Source organism: Microbacterium sp. (assembly GCF_032084865.1).
Lineage (GTDB): Bacteria > Actinomycetota > Actinomycetes > Actinomycetales > Microbacteriaceae > Microbacterium.
The window spans coordinates 948-18,403 of the sequence record NZ_DAMDLU010000052.1; the positions used below are offsets into that span (position 1 = coordinate 948).

The 17,456-nt window shown below is 69.5% G+C and carries 17 protein-coding genes; 5 read left to right on the forward strand and 12 right to left on the reverse strand.

All coding sequences use genetic code 11. The features are described from left to right. Positions 1 to 790, forward strand: a 790-nt coding sequence (locus tag RT309_RS07210) for an MFS transporter (RefSeq protein ID WP_313356183.1), incomplete at its 5' end; no start/stop codon positions are given. Continuing rightward, positions 787 to 1,827: a hypothetical protein gene (locus RT309_RS07215; RefSeq protein ID WP_313356184.1), complete on the forward strand. Its 1,041-nt coding sequence runs from the start codon at positions 787 to 789 to the stop codon at positions 1,825 to 1,827. The genes RT309_RS07210 and RT309_RS07215, both read left to right, overlap by 4 nt. Positions 1,828 to 1,836: 9 nt before the next feature. Here RT309_RS07215 and RT309_RS07220 read toward each other — a convergent pair whose 3' ends face one another. Continuing rightward, positions 1,837 to 2,331: a VanZ family protein gene (locus RT309_RS07220; RefSeq protein WP_313356185.1), complete on the reverse strand. Its 495-nt coding sequence runs from the start codon at positions 2,329 to 2,331 to the stop codon at positions 1,837 to 1,839. A gap of 47 nt (positions 2,332 to 2,378) precedes the next feature. On the opposite strand from RT309_RS07220, the gene RT309_RS07225 reads away from it, so the two are divergent. Further along, entirely contained in the window at positions 2,379 to 3,230 is an 852-nt protein-coding gene (locus tag RT309_RS07225; RefSeq protein WP_313356186.1) for a glycosyltransferase, read from the forward strand. A gap of 30 nt (positions 3,231 to 3,260) precedes the next feature. On the opposite strand, the gene RT309_RS07230 is transcribed toward RT309_RS07225, so the two are convergent. Both RT309_RS07230 and RT309_RS07235 read right to left on the reverse strand, forming a co-directional pair. Beyond that, on the reverse strand, positions 3,261 to 4,157 hold the full coding sequence (locus tag RT309_RS07230) for a DUF6492 family protein (protein WP_313356187.1): 897 nt from the start codon (positions 4,155 to 4,157) through the stop codon (positions 3,261 to 3,263). Then, positions 4,154 to 5,173 carry a glycosyltransferase family 2 protein gene (locus RT309_RS07235; protein ID WP_313356188.1) on the reverse strand — a complete coding sequence of 340 codons (1,020 nt, stop codon included), beginning with the start codon at positions 5,171 to 5,173 and terminating at the stop codon, positions 4,154 to 4,156. Before RT309_RS07235 ends, RT309_RS07230 begins: the two co-directional genes overlap by 4 nt. A 225-nt stretch (positions 5,174 to 5,398) precedes the next feature. On the opposite strand from RT309_RS07235, the gene RT309_RS07240 reads away from it, so the two are divergent. Then, complete coding sequence (locus RT309_RS07240; protein WP_313356189.1) at positions 5,399 to 5,935, forward strand: acyltransferase; 537 nt, start codon at positions 5,399 to 5,401, stop codon at positions 5,933 to 5,935. 10 nt (positions 5,936 to 5,945) lie between these two features. On the opposite strand, the gene RT309_RS07245 is transcribed toward RT309_RS07240, so the two are convergent. The 3 genes from RT309_RS07245 to RT309_RS07255 form a co-directional block, all read right to left on the reverse strand. Continuing rightward, the gene (locus tag RT309_RS07245) at positions 5,946 to 7,301 is read right to left on the reverse strand and encodes an O-antigen ligase family protein (RefSeq protein ID WP_313356190.1); all 1,356 of its coding nucleotides are present in this window, start codon (positions 7,299 to 7,301) and stop codon (positions 5,946 to 5,948) included. An 83-nt stretch (positions 7,302 to 7,384) separates the two neighbouring features. Beyond that, positions 7,385 to 8,065 (reverse strand): hypothetical protein, encoded by a 681-nt coding sequence (locus tag RT309_RS07250; protein ID WP_313356191.1) that lies wholly within the window; start codon positions 8,063 to 8,065, stop codon positions 7,385 to 7,387. Then, on the reverse strand, positions 8,062 to 8,745 hold the full coding sequence (locus RT309_RS07255) for a hypothetical protein (protein WP_313356192.1): 684 nt from the start codon (positions 8,743 to 8,745) through the stop codon (positions 8,062 to 8,064). Before RT309_RS07255 ends, RT309_RS07250 begins: the two co-directional genes overlap by 4 nt. 174 nt (positions 8,746 to 8,919) lie before the next feature. Here RT309_RS07255 and RT309_RS07260 point away from each other — a divergent pair, with 174 nt between their 5' ends. Next, the gene (locus tag RT309_RS07260; protein WP_313356193.1) at positions 8,920 to 10,473 is read left to right on the forward strand and encodes a DUF4082 domain-containing protein; all 1,554 of its coding nucleotides are present in this window, start codon (positions 8,920 to 8,922) and stop codon (positions 10,471 to 10,473) included. 74 nt (positions 10,474 to 10,547) lie between these two features. On the opposite strand, the gene RT309_RS07265 is transcribed toward RT309_RS07260, so the two are convergent. The 6 genes from RT309_RS07265 to RT309_RS07290 all read right to left on the reverse strand — a co-directional run. After that, complete coding sequence (locus RT309_RS07265; RefSeq protein WP_313356194.1) at positions 10,548 to 10,805, reverse strand: acyl carrier protein; 258 nt, start codon at positions 10,803 to 10,805, stop codon at positions 10,548 to 10,550. Between the two features lie 21 nt (positions 10,806 to 10,826). Continuing rightward, positions 10,827 to 12,104, reverse strand: a complete 1,278-nt coding sequence (locus RT309_RS07270) for a nucleotide sugar dehydrogenase (RefSeq protein ID WP_313356195.1) — start codon at positions 12,102 to 12,104, stop codon at positions 10,827 to 10,829. 55 nt (positions 12,105 to 12,159) lie between these two features. After that, positions 12,160 to 13,398: a glycosyltransferase family 4 protein gene (locus RT309_RS07275; protein ID WP_313356196.1), complete on the reverse strand. Its 1,239-nt coding sequence runs from the start codon at positions 13,396 to 13,398 to the stop codon at positions 12,160 to 12,162. Between the two features lie 50 nt (positions 13,399 to 13,448). Then, positions 13,449 to 14,675, reverse strand: a complete 1,227-nt coding sequence (locus RT309_RS07280) for a pyridoxal-dependent decarboxylase, exosortase A system-associated (protein ID WP_313356197.1) — start codon at positions 14,673 to 14,675, stop codon at positions 13,449 to 13,451. After that, complete coding sequence (locus tag RT309_RS07285) at positions 14,672 to 16,246, reverse strand: acyl-CoA ligase (AMP-forming), exosortase A system-associated (protein WP_313356198.1); 1,575 nt, start codon at positions 16,244 to 16,246, stop codon at positions 14,672 to 14,674. The genes RT309_RS07280 and RT309_RS07285 overlap by 4 nt, the downstream gene beginning before the upstream one ends. Continuing rightward, positions 16,243 to 17,456: glycosyltransferase (locus RT309_RS07290; RefSeq protein ID WP_313356199.1), on the reverse strand; the 1,214-nt coding region annotated here is incomplete at its 5' end. The genes RT309_RS07285 and RT309_RS07290, both read right to left, overlap by 4 nt.

Sequence of the window (17,456 nt, forward strand, 5' to 3'; positions counted from 1 at the left end):
CAACGTCGGTGCGGCGCTCGGACCTCTGCTGGCGTTCCTCATCCTGCTGCTGATCCCCGACGGATACGGCACGATCTTCGTCGCCTCGCTCGGCTTCGCCGTGATCGGCGTCACCATTCTGGGCCTGCTCGTGCCCGACGTGCGACGCAGGGCGCATCCCGCCGACGGCACTCGCCCGGCGCGCACCCCCTTCGCCTGGCGAGCGGTGATCGCCGGCCCGATGCGCCGCGCGCTGGCCGCCGCGGGCGTGTTCGGGCTGCTCACCATCGGCGACGGATTCGTGTATCTGGTGCTGCAGACGCGCGCCGGATTCGGGGCGCAGTGGTTCCCTCTGCTGTACGTCGGCACGAACGTCGCCTTCATCGCCCTGGCCATCCCGCTCGGCAGGCTCGCCGACCGGATCGGCAGAGCCCGGGTGTTCGTCTACGGTCATGCCGTGCTGCTGGCCGCGTACCTGATCGCCGCCTTGCCGATGACCGGCGCGGTTCCCATCGTGCTGTGCCTGCTCTGCCTGGGCGCCTTCTACGCCGCGACCGACGGCGTGCTCGCCGCGCTGGCAGGTCAGCTCTCCACCCCCGACACCCTGGGCACCGGCATCGCCGCCGCGCAGACGGCCACCGCGCTGGCCCGGTTCGTGTCCGCCGCGGGGTTCGGGGTGCTCTGGTACCTGTTGGGCGCCGAGGCGTCGATGTTCCTCATCGCCGGATTGCTGGTCGTGGCGATCCCGGTCGTGATGCTGCTGCTGCGCCCGCTGCTGAGCCCCACGACACCGGCCGAGGCGGACACATGAGCACGGGGCGCCGCTGGCTGATCATCGCCGCCGTCTCGCTGATCGCGCTGGGGGCCACGGTCGTCGCGGCGCTGTACGCGTGGGCGCAGTACCAGCAGCGCCAGACGGCGGCGTCATCGGTGCAGACGACCGTGGATCAGCCGCGCGGCGACCGCATCGTGTTCCGCAGCACCGCCTCCGGGCAGGGCTACGGACACGTAGCCGGCGTGCCCCTGGACGACCCCGGTGCCGCCAGGGCGGTGCTCGACATCGTGTGCGACCGCGTCGCGGCATCGGCAGACGCCCTGTCGTGCCTGCGCACCGTGCGAGGCATCACTCCCACGTACACCGCCACGCTCTACGAGGCCGCGAGCCTGCGGGAGACCACGAGCTGGCCGCTGCCCGGCGTACCCAGCCGCACCCGTTTCTCTCCCGACGGATCCCTGGTCGCCACCACGGCGTTCGTGACCGGGCACGCGTACGCGTCGGTCGGCTTCTCCACTCAAACCGAGATCCACCGAACGGATGCGGATGCGGATGCGGATGCCGCGAGCCTGGGCGATCTGGAGGACTGGTCGCTCGTCCTCGACGGCCGGCCGAGCGCGCCGAGCGATCGCAACTACTGGGGAGTGACGTTCGTCGACGACCGCACGTTCTACGCCACGGTCGCCATGACCACCACCGGGCGAACGTATCTCGTCAGGGGCGACATCGCCGCACAGACCCTCACGTCGGTGATCGACACCGTGGAGTGCCCGTCGCTGTCGCCCGACGGCACGCGCATCGCCTTCAAGCGGGTGACCAGGGGCGCGGGCCCGACCGCGCACTGGACGCCGGCGGTGTACGACATCGCGTCGGGCGCCGTCGACGTGCTTGACGTGGAGGCACGCAGCATCGACGATCAGATCGCGTGGCTCGACGACGAGACGCTGCTGTACGGCATGCCCAACGAGCAGCCCGGCGACTCCGATGTGTGGGCGCTGGACGCGGACGGTGACACCGCCGCGCGCCTGCTGATCCGGCACGCGTGGTCGCCGGCCGTCGTGAAGGAGCAGTGAGGGATGCCGTCAGTCGACCTCAGCCGGAACCCGCGCCCGCCGCTCTCGACGTCGCACGATGATCACGGCGAGCAGAGCGCCGAGCGCCGCACCCAGAGCGTTGGCCAGCAGGTCGCGCAGACTCGGCTGCCGGGCGGGGATCACGAACTGGCCGAGTTCGGCGGCGACCGACAGCGCGACGGCCACAGCCGTCCCGTGCCACGGATGCCGGAACAGCAGCGTCAGCAGGAACCCCAGTGGGGCGAAGATGACGACGTTTGCCGCGAACTCCACCCACCCCGCGCCGAACGAGGTGACACCCAGTGCGTCGCCGATCCACTGATGGATCACGCCGACGATCCGCGAGTAGCCGATGGGCAGCACGAGCACCGCGACGACGATGGCGCCGTAGACGGCCAGGAACCAAGCCGCCCAGCGGCGACGAGGGTCACCGGCCGGCACGGCATCCGACGGCGACTGTCCCGTCGCACGGGCGCCCCGCCCCGTTCCGGCACGCATGCGCATGTGAGAATGGTGGCACACGCCACCCCGTGGAGGAAGGTCGGCGTCCGATGCTGAGTGTGATCATCGCGGCATACAACGAGGAGAACGTGATCGGCGCGTGTCTGGACGCGCTGCTCGCGCAGCCCGAGATCGAACCGCATCAGGTGATCGTGAGTGCGAACGGATGCACCGACGACACGGCGCGGGTCGCCGCCGCACGCGATGTGCGGGTGATCGACCGCGAGGAGCCCGGCAAAGCGGGGGCGCTCAACGCGGCGGATGCCGTCGCGACCGGGTTCCCGCGTATCTACCTGGACGCCGATATCATCGTGCCGCCCGGCGCGATCAGCGCCATCCTCGCCCGTTTCTCCGGTGCCACGCCGCCGCTGGCCGTGGTCCCGCGCAGACGCATGGACACCGCAGGGCGGCCATGGCTGGTGCGGTCGTACATGGCGGTCAGCGAACGGCATCCCGCGTTCCGATCCGGACTCTTCGGCCGGGGTCTGATCGCGCTCTCCGAAGAGGGCCGGGCGCGCTTCGGCTCCTTCCCGTCGCTCATCGCGGACGACCTGTTCATCGACTCGCAGTTCACGGATGCCGAGAAGGCGGAGACCTCTGAGGCCGAGGTGATCATCGCCGCGCCGCACGACACGAGGAGCCTGCTGAACAGGCTGGTGCGCGTGCGGCGCGGCAACGTCGAGATGCGAGCGGCGGCAGCACGCAGCGAGACCGGCTCGAGTGTGCGGCCGTCCGACCGGTGGGCGTGGCTGCGCGACGTCGTCGTCCCGCAGCCGCGTCTGGCGGTGGCGGCGGTGCCCTACGTGGTACTGACGCTTCTCGCGTCGGCGCGCGCCAGGCGGATGCCGGCGGCGGCATCCGCCTGGGGGCAGGATCGCACGACCCGCGAAACGGCCGAGTAGCGGGCAGGGCAGGCTGGTCGCGTCCGCTCGCTACGCCTTCGCCGCCTGGGCGACGAAGCGCAGCACGTCCTCGTCGGTCGACGAGTTCGACTGCACGTGCACAGCGAGGTCATCCGGGCGCAGCGCCGTGATGAACTCGCGCGCGGTGTGCATCGTCAACGGCGTCCGGCCCCAGTGGCTGTGGCACAGACTCGTCTCGCGCACGAACCGACGGTGCGCGGGATCGGCGATCGTCATCACGTATGTGCCATAGGTGATGTACTCTGACAGGTCCATGCTGCCGGCCACCGCGTCGAACCAGCGGCGCCCGGTCACCCACTCGATGTGACCGAGCAAATCGCGCACCCGCTCCGGGCTCCAGCTGACGAAGGCCGAGATGTAGTCCGGGGAGCCCTCCTCGACGGCATCGAGTCCGAGCAGCTGCTGCGCGCGAGTGCGCTGTGCGACGTGCCGGGTCATGGCCTCCGTGATCCCCTGCGGTCGGCGGTACAGTCGCACCGTCCCGTCGGGCCCGCGGAAGGCGGACTCCGTCAGTTCGCGCACGACGACGACGTCGGAGTCGATCAGCAGCGCGACGTCGTCGGTGAGCTCGGAGACCAGAGCGAGTTTGACCGCCTGCTGCATGATCCAACCGCGGATGGGCGGCCAGGGGCGCGCGAGATTCACGGCGGCGATGCGGAACCCGCGAGGTACGCCGGGCAGCGTCTGAACCCAGGCGGTCTGCAGGATCCGTCGCGGCAGCACGTCGCTGTAGGGGCGCACCTCGGCACGGATGGAGCGGAGCGAGTGGAACAGTTCGACGTGCGCGTCGGGCACCACCACGACGTGCCGCACGTCTTCGGCGCTGTGCGCGACCACGGATTCGTGCAGTCTCCGGAACGCAGGGAAGTCGGGAGCGTAGCTTGCTGTGACGACGGTGAGCGTCATGACGGCACCGCCTCTTCCGGTTCGTCCGCAGATCGCACCGGTACCGGCGTCGAGACGGTCGCCGCCGGCAGATCGTCCCATGACCGGGGACGAAGCACCGTTCGCAGGATAGCCCGGTGACGGGCATCCGCCGAGCGAGTGATCTCGTTCAGCACCGCCGTGGCCTGGAACAGCGCCGTAGGCGTGCGGCGGTGGTACTTGGCGAAGTACCGGATGCGGTTGACCGCGAGCAGCGTGAACAGGGCGAGCGAGCCGCCGGACCCGCCCTCGGCGTGCCGCACCACGGCGGAGGGCTCGAACCAGACCTCGAAGCCGGCTTCGCGTGCGCGACGGAAGTAGTCGGTCTCCTCGGAGTAGAGGAAGAATCGCTCGTCCCATTCCCCGATGGCCGCGGCGGCGTCGCGTGAGACCATCAGCGCGGCGCCTGTCGCCCAGTCCACCGCGCGCGCGGACTCGTACGCCGACGGGGCGAAGATCATCTCAGCGAACGCTCCCGGCCGGCGGCGGAGCCGGCCACCGAAGAGTGCATCGCCCAGCCCGCGCAGCACGCTGGGCTCGCGACGCAGCGACGCGCTCACCGTGCCGGTGGCATCGAGGATCGCCGGCACCACGATCCCGACCCCGGGCTGCGCGAGACGTGCGCGCATCGCCGTGATCGCGCCCGGCTCGACCTCGATGTCGGGGTTGAGCACGAGGATCGCATCGCACTGTCCCGCCACGCGTGCGGCGACGTTGATGCCGCCGGCATATCCGAGGTTGCCACCGGTCGAGAAGGCGATGACGTCGCGGTGCGCACGCGCCAGCTCCAGACTGTCATCCGGCGACTCGTTGTCGGCGATGATGACGCGCAGGCGGTTCCCGACCGCTTCGGTCCGCAGCGATCCGACCAGCCGGTCGATGTCGGCCGCGTTGCGGTAGGTGACGACGATCACCGCGACGTCCGCGTGCTCATCCTCCCGGACGAACCTCGCGACGGCGTCCGTCGTCGTCGGCGCATCCATGTCATCCTGCGTCAAGGCCCCTCGCCCTTTCGCTCGGGCTCGCAGGCTGTGCGCCGCGGCTGACGCCGCGAGCGACCTGCTCGCCGTTCCCCAGTGACGCGGATGCCGGGACCGCAGAGGACTCGGCAGTGAGCGCCTGATGGTCAAGGTAGCATGCGCTTCGACGAGGGCCCAGGGGTGAGGGAGCAACTTCCGTGCGGTCTCGCGGCGGATGCCGTGCCGGGGATTAGGATCACCGGTGTGGGGAAGCTTCGGAAGAGAGCGGGTCTGCTCTGGATGCTGGGGAAGCGGCGCCTCTTCAACATCTGGTTGAACGCCATCGTCGCGTCGGAGTTCGTGCCCGAGCACGCGCGATGGATGCTGCTGCGCGCATCGGGACTGCGTGTCGAGCGATGCCTGATCGACTCGGGCGGTTACATCGGCAGCCGGCGGATCCAGATCGGGCGCGGCAGCTCGATCAACCGCGGCGTCTTCCTCGACGGATCCGACCGGGTGATCATCGGCCGCAACGTGTCGTTCGGGATGAACGTACTCGTGATCACCGGATCGCACGAGGAGGGCGGTCCCGAGCACAGAGGCGGCGGTCCACTGTCGACGGCTCCGGTCCGGATCGAGGACGGAGCCTGGATCGGCGCGGCCTCGGTGATCCTGCCCGGCGTCACCGTCGGACGGGGCGCGATCGTCGCATCCGCCTCCCTCGTGATGAAGGACGTCGCACCGAACACCGTGGTGATGGGAAACCCCGCGCGCGTGGTCCGCCGCATCGACGACGAGTGATCGCGCCCGATCACTCGCTCGCAGCGTCAGTCGCAGCCCGCGGCGGGAACCGCGATCGCGCGCTTCGTTCGAGGTTCCTGTCAGGCGATACCGCCGCAGATGGCAGGGTCTCCCCGGTCGCGCCGGCCGTGCGGATGGCCGCGCACAGACCCACGAGCACGAAGAAGAGACCCGCGGCGATGGGAAAGGACAGCCCGTCGAAGAAGGCGAACTGCAGCGAGATGTTGAGCACCGCCACCGTCAGCGCGAAGCCGGCGATCCGCACCTCGGGATCGCCGGACGACCGGCGTGCGTGCGCCGCGCTCCACGCGGCGGCGATGACCAGCGCGGCGAACGCCAGAACCCCGAGAACGCCGAGCTGGATCGCCGAGACGGCCCATTCGTTGTCGAAGATGTAATACCGGGGCAGGAAGACGCCCGGCCCGACCCCGATGATCGGCGAGGGCGACATGAACTCCGCCAGCCGCGCCAGCGCATCGGTGCGGGAGAGAGTGCTGCCGTCCTCGCTCGCACCGGTGAACAGCCGGATCGTCGACCCCGCGAGGCCCGGCACGGCGGCGACGAGGGCCACCGAGATCGCGGCGCTCCCGGCGATCACCCAGACGCGGTGCTGGCGCGGCACGACGGGGATCATCGCGAGCAGGGCGACAGCGAAGCCGATGATGGCGGTGCGTGACAGGCCGGTAAGAGCGACGATCGCGATCCATGCGGTCGCGGCCCACCACCACCACATCGCCGCTCGAGACGGGCGGGTGCGGAACCCGCCCGACAGCGCCGCAGCCACGCAGATCGACAGGGCGGCATTGATCGTGGTGACGAATTCGAGAGGATGCGTCGCGGTCGCCGCCGCGCGCACCTGGCCGTTGCGCTCGGCCAGCCCGCCGAATCCGACCGAGAATCCGGGAATCGATCGCCAGAAATCCAGCAGGTAGTCCTGCGTGATGACCTGTGCGAGCGCCAGTGCGGCCAGCAGGGCGGCACCCACTGCGATCCGCCGCAGCAGCGCACCGACCTCGTTCATCGTGCGCACTCCGTCGATGATCACCAGCACCACCCCCGCCCAGGACGCGACGGTGATGATCGACGAGATCACCGGGCTCACCTGATCCTCAGGCTGCCCGCGCAGCAACGCCGCCGCGAAGCTGACCAGGACGATCACGAGGTAGACGATGAAGGCGAAGCGCACGGGCTGCGTGACGCGCTGACCGCCCGGCGAGCCGCGCCAGCCCAGGCGCGACAGCGTCCAGAATGCGAACAGGCCCACGCCCCAGAGCATCGCCGGCCGGCCGAGCGAGCCGAGGCCGACGATCGTCACGTTCGATGGAATGGCGAACAGCAGCACGATGTAGACCGTGATGAGGCTCACCGCGTCTCGAACGCGATTCCGGCCGGCGAACACCGTGTGAGCGGCGGCGGAGCGGGGTGCGCTCCGCTCGACCCCCGGCGTTCTCATTCCTCCGCCGGCTCGGCAGTCGCCGGAGCGCCGTCACGGGCGGTCCTGGCCGCGCGGCGTCCCGATCGCCGGCCGGAGCGTCGGCGCCGGATGACCAGCCCGTCGATGAGTGCGGCGAGCGCGAGCGACAGGACGAGTGTGCCGAGTCCTGTGCCACCGGCAGCCAGCAGTCGTTTGCGCTGATCCTTCGTGCTCTGCGTGTCTGCCGTGAGCGTCATGATCGACATCCGGTTGCCCGAGGAGATGTCCTCGCTCTCCTGCATGGACGAGAGCGTGGTGACGGTGCGCTCCATCATGATGCCCAGCAGCTTCTCGGCATTGGCATCCGACCGCGCGCGCACGGTGATCGTCAGGATGGGCGCCGATGTCCCGGAGCGGAACACATCCACCTCCGCGCCGGGGATCTCGCGGCGGACGTCTGCGAGCACGCTCTGCCCGGTCACCGCCTGAGCGACGATGTCGGTCGGAAGCGAGAGCCCGCTGAGGTACAGGTACGGATTCGTGGCCCCTTCGGGCAGAGACCCCAACCCCGGCAGCACGATCTGCGTGCCCTGTCGTTCGTACTCGGGTTCGACCGCGTTCCAGGCGGTCGCGCACACCGCGATCGAGAGCACCAGCCCGACGACGACGACGTACCATCGCCGCAGCAGCATCCGCAGCACATCCACTGGCCTCATCCGGTCGCCCCTCCGTCGGTGCGAGCGGCGCGTCGTTCGCGCCCTGCTCGCGTGGTCCGGTCCCAGAGCAGCGCTGCCCCGACACCGGTCATCAGCGCCGCACAGCCCATCGCCGCGAACGCCATCAGCTGAGTGACCCGGGTCGGAGCGATGTACTCGATGCGGGTCGACAGCGGCTGCACGGCGTGGACGACCAACTGCGTCGATTCCACGTCCGCAGCCTGCTGCAGGTCGTCGGCGGCCTGCAGAATCGCCTCGGTGAGGTCGACCTGCTGGGAGCGCACCTGCTCTTCCGATCGCCCCACCACGTTCACCGTGACCGCGGCCACCGGATGGTCGGTGATCCACTGATTCCCTGAGAACGTCATGTCGACGACCTCGGCCTCGCGGATGCCCGCACCGTAGAGCGGTGCTGCGTCCTGCGAGTAGCGCGGCGGCTGGTGGCCCTCGTTCACCTTGGTCGCCACCATGCCGGCGAACGAGATCACGCTCTCGTTCGTGTACCCGCTGTCGGCCTCGATCCGTGCCGTGCCCGGCCAGCGGAACTCCACGACGGTCCGGGTGGAGTAGATGCCGCTGTCCTGCAGCAGAAGCACGGTCAGCACACCCGCGAGCAGAAGCGCCGCGGTCGTGGTGTACCAGCGGCGCAGGGCGACAAGGAAGACCTCACGTATCGTCACGCGAACTCTCCCCTCACGGCATCATGCCCGTCCTTCGTCGGACGCCCGTTGCGAGCATATCGAGAATGACTCTCAGGAACAGCACCTACCATCCTTGGTGCGGAGGCGGGGCGCGCATGTCCCTAATGTGCAGCCGAACCCGCCGCGCTTATCGATTACAGAGGATTTCCCCGAGTGACCTATACCCCCCTCAACACCCTTTCCCATGCCCGCCGATCATCCCGTGGAACGCAGTTCCGCGGGCGCTGGACTGCGCGAATCACGGCCGCCGTCGCGGTGACCGTGGCCGCCCTGATCGGCGGCTCGTCCCTCGCTGCGGCCGGTGCGACCACCGCGGCACCCACGGGCGTGCTCTCCCCCACCGAGAAGCCCGCGATCACCGCTGACTCCGACCGCGCGTCGGCGGAGCTCGGCGTGAAGTTCACCGTCGCCGACGCAGGCACCATCACCGGTGTGAAGTTCTACGCGACGCCGGCGAACGCCGGACCGCACGTCGGTTCCCTGTGGGACCAGAACGGCAAGCAGCTCGCCACCGCGACCTTCCCCTCGACCACAACGGCCGGCTGGGTGTCGGCGAGCTTCGCCACGCCCGTGGACGTGAAGCCCGGGCAGACCTACGTCGCGTCGTACCTGGCGCCTTCCGGTGGCTACGCCGTCACGCAGGACTACTTCACCACTGCGCGGTCCGCCGCCGGGGTGACCTTCCCGAAGAACGCCGGCGTGTACCGCTACGGCGCGAAGGGCGGCTTCCCCACGCAGACCTACAAGGCATCGAACTACTTCGTCGACGTGCTGTACGCGGCGGGTGCGGCCAACGAGGACGACGGCTCCACCACGACGCCGCCGCCGACCGCCCCGGAGCCGACACCGCCGACCACCTCCCCGGCGCCTTCCGACCCCGTCGCCCCGTCGGCAGGCAAGAACTGCATCGAGGTGCCCAGCGCGTGCGGATACCCCGACGAGACCAACACCGGTCCGGGATCCGATGTGAAGCTGACCCGGGTCCCCGAGGACGCCACCAGCGGCCCGGGCTGGACCTACCGCTCCGACATCCGCGCGATCCAGACCACGTCCGACAAGGCCACCCTGGCGAACCTCTCGCTGGGCAACGGCTCCGTCATCGTGCAGCACCCTGGCGTGACCCTTCGCAATCTGTACATCCGGTCGAACGACTACTACCCCGTCAACTGCACCTACTCCGGCGCGACCCGTGACGCGGACAGCTGCCTCGGCCTGACGGTCGAGAACACCGAGATCGCCGGTACGACCACGTGCCAGGCCGGCCTCGCCTTCAGCGGCTACACCGCACGCGCCGTGCACGTGCATGGCTGCGCCGACGGTTTCAAGGCCAACTCGGACGTCCTCATCGAGAACAGCTACGTCACCGACCTGGGCGTCTCGCCCGGATCCCACAACGACGGAGTCCAGTCGACCGCGAGCGGCAACCTCACGGTGCGTCACAGCACCTTCAAGCTCGGGCACCAGTCGGACATCAACGCCGTGTTCCAGATGGGCGTCACCGGCGGCAACAATCACGGTGTGACCATCGAGAACAACCTCATCGACGGTGGAGGATGGATGCTGAACTCCCGCCCGATTCCCGACGGTGTGGTCAAGGACAACCGCTTCACGCGCCGCTCCACCTGGGGCATCGGCTTCGTGGACGGCGCGTCCTGGACCGGCAACTACTGGGACGACACTCTCGCTCCCATCGCGCAGAACAACTGACCCGAACCGGTTGACGAGATCGTCTGGGGCTTGCGGCGCGCGACAGCGCTGCGAGCCGCAGACGATCTTCGTCGTCAGGCCGCCGCGACCTTCCCGTCGACGAACTCGGTGAGCGCGCCGACGGTCGCGAAGATCTCGGCACCGAACTCGTCATCTTCGATGACGATGCCGAAGCGGTCCTCGATGGCGGCGACGAGCTGCACCACCCCGAACGAGTCGAGCTCGGGCAGTTCGCCGAACAACGGCGTCTGTGCGGTCAGCTCGTCGGGGCTCTGCTGCAGCTCGAGCGTCTCGATGAGCACGGAGCGTACGTCGTCAAGTGTCTTCGTCATGTGCGGTTCCTTCATCGTGGGTCAACTTGCGGCCGGCTGCGGCCATCGCATCGCCGGGGTGTTGGCATCGATCACCGGGAGTCCGGACAGCAGGCCCTCCGGCGTGCGATCCGAGCCGACGATGACCCCGTCCACCCCGTCGATGGCCTCGCCGCGGGAGGCGAACAGCAGCTTCTCGAGGTGCGGCAGCCGCAGCCGGATGTACGACTCGTTGCTTCCGACGAGCTCGGCGGGGTTCACCACGTCGTCGTAGATCCGCACCTCGACGCCTTTGCCGGTGAGCGTCTCCGCGATGTCGACGTAGGGGCTCTCCCGCAGATCGTCGGTGTGACTCTTGAACGCCACACCCAGCAGCGCCACGCGATGCCAGCCGAGGGCGAGCACGTGGTCCACCAGCCGTCTGGTGTGCGAAGCGTTGCTGGCGAGCAGGCTGCCCAGCATCGGCACGTCGACATCCGCTCGCCGAGCGGCGTATGTGAGCGCACGCACGTCCTTCGGCAGGCACGATCCACCGAACGACGACCCCGGCCGCAGGTACCGAGGCGAGATGTTCAGCACGGTGTCCTCGACGAAGACGCCCATAAGCGTCTCCGCGTCGACGCCGTACGCGTCCGCGAAACGCGCCATCTCGTTGGCGAACGTGATCTTCACCGCGTGGAAGGCGTTGCTGGCGTACTTGATCGATTCCGCGGTCGCGATCGAGACCAGCTTGACCGGCGCGTCCGCCGAGTCGAAGAGCGCGCTCACGGTGTCGCGGGCGGTCTCGTCCTCGGTGCCGATGATCGTGAACGGAGGGTTGCTGAAGTCGCTGATCGCCGACGACTCACGCAGAAACTCCGGGCAGTACGCGACGGAATAGCGCCGCGGATCGACGTCGGACAGCGCGGCCGCGACGAGGCGCTCCGTGGTGCCCGGCAGCAGCGTGCTGCGCACCACCACGGTGAGGTGCACACCGTCGGACGTCTCGGCGAGGAACGTCGCGATCTGCGACAGCACGGTCTCGACGAAGGTCGTCACGAGCGACCCGTTAGGCGCGGACGGCGTGCCGACGCAGATCAGCGCCGCCTCAGCGCTGTGCAGCGCGGTGCGCACGTCGGTCGTCGCCGTCAGCCGGCCCGACTCCACCGCACGCGCGGTCAGGTCGTCGAGGCCGGGTTCAGCCAGGGGCGCGCGTGCGCGCAGGATGGCCTCCACCTTGGACTCCGCCGGGTCGACGCCGACCACCTCGTGTCCTGCATCGGCCAGGCACGCCGCTGTCACGCTGCCCACATAGCCGAGTCCGAATATCGCTACTCTCACGCTGTCACTCTCCTCAAGTGCATTGGACTGTCTGGTCCGAATCGTCGTCAGTGCGTCAGGGAACCCGCACCGAAGTGCGCGAAGCCAATCGCTCGTACACGGTGACGAGCTTCTCGGCCTGGATCTCCCAGCACAGCGCCTCCTGGAAGCGAGCCCGCCCGGCATCACCCATGGTCTGCGCCATCGCGGGATCCTCGAGCACTCGCTGCACGGCACCCGCGAAACTGCGGGCGTCGTTCTGCGGAACCGCGTACAGCGAGGCCTCCTGGGCGGAATAGCGGCCTTCGCGGACATCGAACTGCACGATCGGGCGCCCGAGCGCCATGTACTCGATGATCTTGTTCATCGTGGACAGGTCATTCATGGCGTTCACCTCGTCGGGATTCACGCACACGTCGGCGCTCGAGAGGATGCTCTTCATCTGCTCGTCGGACACGCGCCCGTGGAACTCGACCCGCTCCGCGATGCCCTGCGCGCGCGCATGGGCCTCCAGTCGATCCCGGTCGGGCCCCGAGCCGATCAGCGCGAGGTGCACGTCGAGGCCACGCTCATCGTGCAGGATCTTGACGGCGTCGATGAGGTACTCGATGCCCTCCTGCCGGCCCATCACGCCCACGTAGCCGAGCAGGAACCGCCGTCCGCGATGCCAGTCCTCTCCCGTGCGGCGGTAATCGGCCCACGCGCGATAAGGCCCGGACCGCACGACGGTCACATCGTCGGCACCGAAGCGGCCCCGACCCATCGCAACCGCCCGATAGCTCTCGTTGGTGGAGATTACGTGATCCGCCCACGCGTAGGTCCGGCGCTCGAAGAACCGCGCGACCGCCGAGAACAGCCACGGCAGCGGCATCCGCTTCGCCTCCACCAGCTCAGGCCCGAGGTCGTGCTGATCGAACACCAGCACGCTGCCGTCCTTGCGCTTCGCGCGCGCCGCGACGAGGTACAGCAGATCGGGCGGGTTGCAGAAGTGCACGACATCGAACGCGCCGCGCGCACGCGCGCGCTCGAAGGCCGCCCTCATCCGACGCAGCGAAACCCCGTACTCGTTGACGTAGCCGCCCACGCCCTTCGCCTCGCGAGGCGCCTGGTAGCGCAGCACCGTCACCCCGTCGATCCGGAACTCGCCGACCGGATGGCGGGCATCGCCCGGGCACACCACGGTCACGTCGGCTCCTGCCGCCGCGAGCGACGTCGCCTCCTGCCACACCCGCCGATCGAACGGCACGGGCAGGTTCTGCACCAGAATCGCCACGCGTGCCTCGCGCAGCGCCCCAACCACCTTGTCAGAGCTCACGTTCTCCCCCAGACGTCCTGTGCTGGTCATCATTCCCTATTCCCTTCTCGTCACGCCAGGATCTCCGCGGGCTCCGGATGACCGAGGAAAGCGGTCGGGCTCGCCGTTCGGCCGTAGGCACCCTGCTGGAAGATCACGATCAGGTCGTCGATGTCGGCGTCGGGCAGCGTCACGTCATCGCCCAACAAGTCGAGAGGCGTGCACAGGCAGCCCACGACGTGCACGCCACCGCCGTCCGGCTCCTGCACCCGGTTCCCCACCACCAGCGGATAGTTGCGACGGATGGCCTGCCCGAAGTTGCCCGACGCGGCGAGCTGATGGTGCATCCCCCCGTCGACGACGAGATAGGTCCGGCCGCGGGACACCTTCCGGTCGAGCACACGCGTCACGTAGACACCGCACTCGCCCACGATGTACCGGCCCAGCTCGACAACCGGGGTCGCCTCCGGCAGTCGTTCGGCGATGGGGCCCTCCACCAGGCGGTGCAGGCTCTCGGCGACCGCGCTGAGATCGAGCGGCTGATCGCGCTCGGTGTAGGGGATGCCGAAACCGCCGCCGATGTTCAGGTAGCGCACCGGCGCGGTGAGGTGCTCGGCCAACGAGCCGACCAGGTCGACCGTGTGGCGCTGCGCCTCGGCGATCACCTCAGCGTTGAGGTTCTGCGAACCTGCGAAGACGTGGAAGCCGAGGACGTCGATGCCGGAGCCGGCGTACTCGCGCAGTACGGCCGGCACCTGCTCGGCATCGATGCCGAACTGCTGCGGCCCGCCGCCCATCCGCATGCCGGAGCCCTTCACGGCGAAGTCCGGGTTCACGCGGATGGCGACGTTCGGGGTGACTCCGAGCTCGTCACCGGCGGCGATCACCCGCTTCATCTCGGTGGTGGACTCCACCTCGACGATGATCCCCGCCGCGACCGCCTGCCGGATCTCGGCGGGCGCCTTGCCCGGCCCGGCGAAGCTCACCCTCGCCGGAGCGATGGTGGTGTCGAGCGCCGCCCGCATCTCCAGGGCGGAGGCGACGTCGATGCGATCGACCCGGTGCGCGAGGTGCTGCACGACGGCCACCATCGGGTTCGCCTTCATCGCGTAGCTCAGCTCGACCTTCGCCGGCAGCGCCGCGCGCAGCTGATCGATGCGCGCGTCCAGCCGCGCTCGGTCGTACGCGAAGAACGGCGTCGATCCCACGCGGGCCGCGAGCCGGCTCAGCGGCATCCCGCCGACCAGCAGCTCGCCGTCCCGCACCCCGAATGAGGCGACATGCTCCTGCGGCTTCATCCCATCACCTCGCTCCTGATCAGGTTCCGATCGAACTTCCCGTTCGGAGAGCGCGGAAGTTCCCCCCGCTCCTCGATACGCGACGGCACCATGTACAGCGGCAGCTGCTGCCGAAGGGCGGCGAGCACGGCATCCTGATCCAGCTCAGCCGCCACCGGTGTCACGACGAGCACGATCCGCTGACCGAGGGCGGGGTCGTCGACGCCGAACGCGACGGCGTCGCGGACGAGGCCGCTGCTGTACGCCGCCTCCTCGATCTCGGTGGGGCTCACCCGGTACCCGGAGGTCTTGATCATCTCGTCCTTGCGCCCGACGAAGTAGAGAAAGCCCTCCTCGTCGGCCACGACCGTGTCGCCTGACCAGACGGCCATCTCCGGCGCGCGCCAGTCCTGCTCGGGGCGGCGCACCGCGCGGTAGCGCTCATCGGTGCGGACGGGATCGTTCCAGTAGCCCAGCGTGACCAGCGCGCCACGGTGCACCAGCTCGCCCGCCTCGCCGGGATCGCACGACGTTCCGTCGGTGCGCAGGACGAGGATCTCCGCATTCGGGATCGCCTTGCCTATCGAGTCGGGCCGGCGGTCGACCTCGCCCGGGTCGAGATACGTCGATCGGAACGCCTCGGTGAGTCCGTACATCAGATACGGGCTGGCGCCGGTGAAGATCTCCCGCAGTCGTGCGAGGGTGGCCCGTGGCATCCGTCCGCCGGTGTTGGCGAAGTAGCGCAGCCGGGCAGCGGCGGCATCCGGCCACGGTACGTCGGCGAGCTGCAGCCACAGCGGCGGCACGCAGGTCAGACCGGTGACGCCGAACCGCTCGCAGATCCGCGGGACGTCGCGCGGCAGCAGGTAGTTCATCAGGATGACGTGCGCGCCCACGGCGAAGGCGGTCGTGACCTGACTGAGGCCTGCGTCGAAGCTCAACGGCAGCACGCTGAGGATGACATCCTCGGCGGAGTTCTCGAGATACGTGCTCACGCTCTCGGCGCCGACGATCAGGTTGCGGTGGCTGAGCACGACGCCCTTGGGCCGCCCGGTGCTGCCCGAGGTGTAGAGGATCGCAGCCGGGTCGACGTCGATCACCGGCGTTCGCCGCGCGCCGGCATCGGCGCCCTCGCCGTCGGCCCAGTCGTGCACGCGCGGCCCGTCTGCGGAGTCCTCGACGGGGCGTCTGCCCACGATGACGGCGTCGGTCACCTGGGTGTGCTCGTGGAGCGTTTCAGCCAGCTGCGCGAGCCGATCCCCCGACGTGATGAGGATGCGTGCGCCGCTGTCGGCGAGAATGTGGCCGACCTGCAGCGGCTTGAGCACATGGTTGATCGGCACGAACATGGCTCCGGCGGCAGACACCGCGAAGATCGCCGCCACGGTCTCGATGCGTTTGTCGAGATAGATCGCGACTCGATCGCCGCGGCCGACGCCGATGCTCTGCAGCTGCCCGGCAGCGGCGGACGCCATCGCCCACGCCTGCGCATAGGTGACGGTCTCATCGCGGTATGTCAGAGCCGGAGCATCCGGTGTCTGCGCCGCCGCATGCTCGAGCAGATGGTGGGTGTTCGTGCGCATCGAACTCATCGGGCGCCCTCCTCGTCTATCCAGGTCAGCAGCTGCGTCGCGCGGGCCGACCAGTCGGCGCCGGAGACCGACCGGCGGATCTCGTCGCGGCTCCGGTCTGCGCCGAGAACGTCACGGGTCGCGGCGGCGAACTCCGCCGGAGACGACGCGGTGCGCACGAAGCGCGGATCCATGCCCTCGATCGAGGCCACGTCGCTCGCCACGACGGGTATTCCCGCTGCGAGGTACTCGACGGTCTTGAGCGGGCAGCTGCGTCGGTTGAAGATCGTGTCCGCGTACGGGGTCAGCCCGACATCGAACCAGGCGAGGTACCCGGGCAGCTCGTCGCGCGGCACGCCGTCGATCCACTGCACCCCGGGCAGGCCGATGAGGCGATCGAACTCGTGCGCACCGTCGGTCACGTGGAACCGCCGCGGCCCGACGAGGAGGAGGCTGATGCCGGCGGCCCGCACGGCGTCGAGCAGCGCGAAGTCGGTGCGGGCGTTGAACTGCCCGGCCACTCCGGCAACCGGTGGGCTCAGTTGCACATCCGCCGCCCGCTGCTGCACGGACTGCACTCCGGCGAGGTCGGCGCCGTTGGGCAGCGAACGCGGGACTCGGCCCGTGCGCTGCAGCCGCCGGGCGAGTTCCGGCGACACGGCCAGCACGAGATCCGCGCTGCGCAGGTTGGCCTCCCTGGCGGCGCCCAGGTAGCGTCGGCTGACACCCCACAGTGCGCCCGCTTCGACGAAGTCGTCGGTCGCGTAGTAGACCTTCACGCCCGGCACATCGCGAGCGTAGGCGAGCGACGGTGCCGAAGAGGTGCACACCACCGCGGCGGGGCGGATGCCGTAGCGCAGGCAGTGCCGCCGCAGCTCGCGCACGCACCAGCGCTCGGCGATGGTGCGCAGAAGCCAGCGGTGGTTCGCCGGAACCGGCACGCCGCGCAGCCTGGTGACGTTGGGCTGCGGCCGCGACACCCGAGGCGGGCGCTGCGTCCGCCGGCGGAGGGGGCTCTGCGGTGGATCCACCCAGATGACCTCCCGAGTCGCCGCCATCTCGCCGACCAGCTGCCGATCGGTGCCGGCGACGTGATCCCACGCCGCTCCGGCGAAATACACGATCGGTCCACCGGCGGCGGCCGTAGACGCCTCGCCGCGGGCATCCGAATGGGTGGCGGCGACCGGGACGGCGTTGAAGTCGTCGGTGCGTGTGCTGCCGCGCAGACGGG

Bases quoted from the DNA above. Each gene is read 5' to 3' on its own strand.
- RT309_RS07215 (WP_313356184.1), top strand. From the start codon at position 787: ATGAGCACGGGGCGCCGCTGGCTGATCATCGCCGCCGTCTCGCTGATC.
- RT309_RS07220 (WP_313356185.1), bottom strand. From the start codon at position 2,331: ATGCGCATGCGTGCCGGAACGGGGCGGGGCGCCCGTGCGACGGGACAG.
- RT309_RS07225 (WP_313356186.1), top strand. From the start codon at position 2,379: ATGCTGAGTGTGATCATCGCGGCATACAACGAGGAGAACGTGATCGGC.
- RT309_RS07230 (WP_313356187.1), bottom strand. From the start codon at position 4,157: ATGACGCTCACCGTCGTCACAGCAAGCTACGCTCCCGACTTCCCTGCG.
- RT309_RS07250 (WP_313356191.1), bottom strand. From the start codon at position 8,065: ATGAGGCCAGTGGATGTGCTGCGGATGCTGCTGCGGCGATGGTACGTC.
- RT309_RS07265 (WP_313356194.1), bottom strand. From the start codon at position 10,805: ATGACGAAGACACTTGACGACGTACGCTCCGTGCTCATCGAGACGCTC.
- RT309_RS07280 (WP_313356197.1), bottom strand. From the start codon at position 14,675: ATGAAGCCGCAGGAGCATGTCGCCTCATTCGGGGTGCGGGACGGCGAG.
- RT309_RS07285 (WP_313356198.1), bottom strand. From the start codon at position 16,246: ATGAGTTCGATGCGCACGAACACCCACCATCTGCTCGAGCATGCGGCG.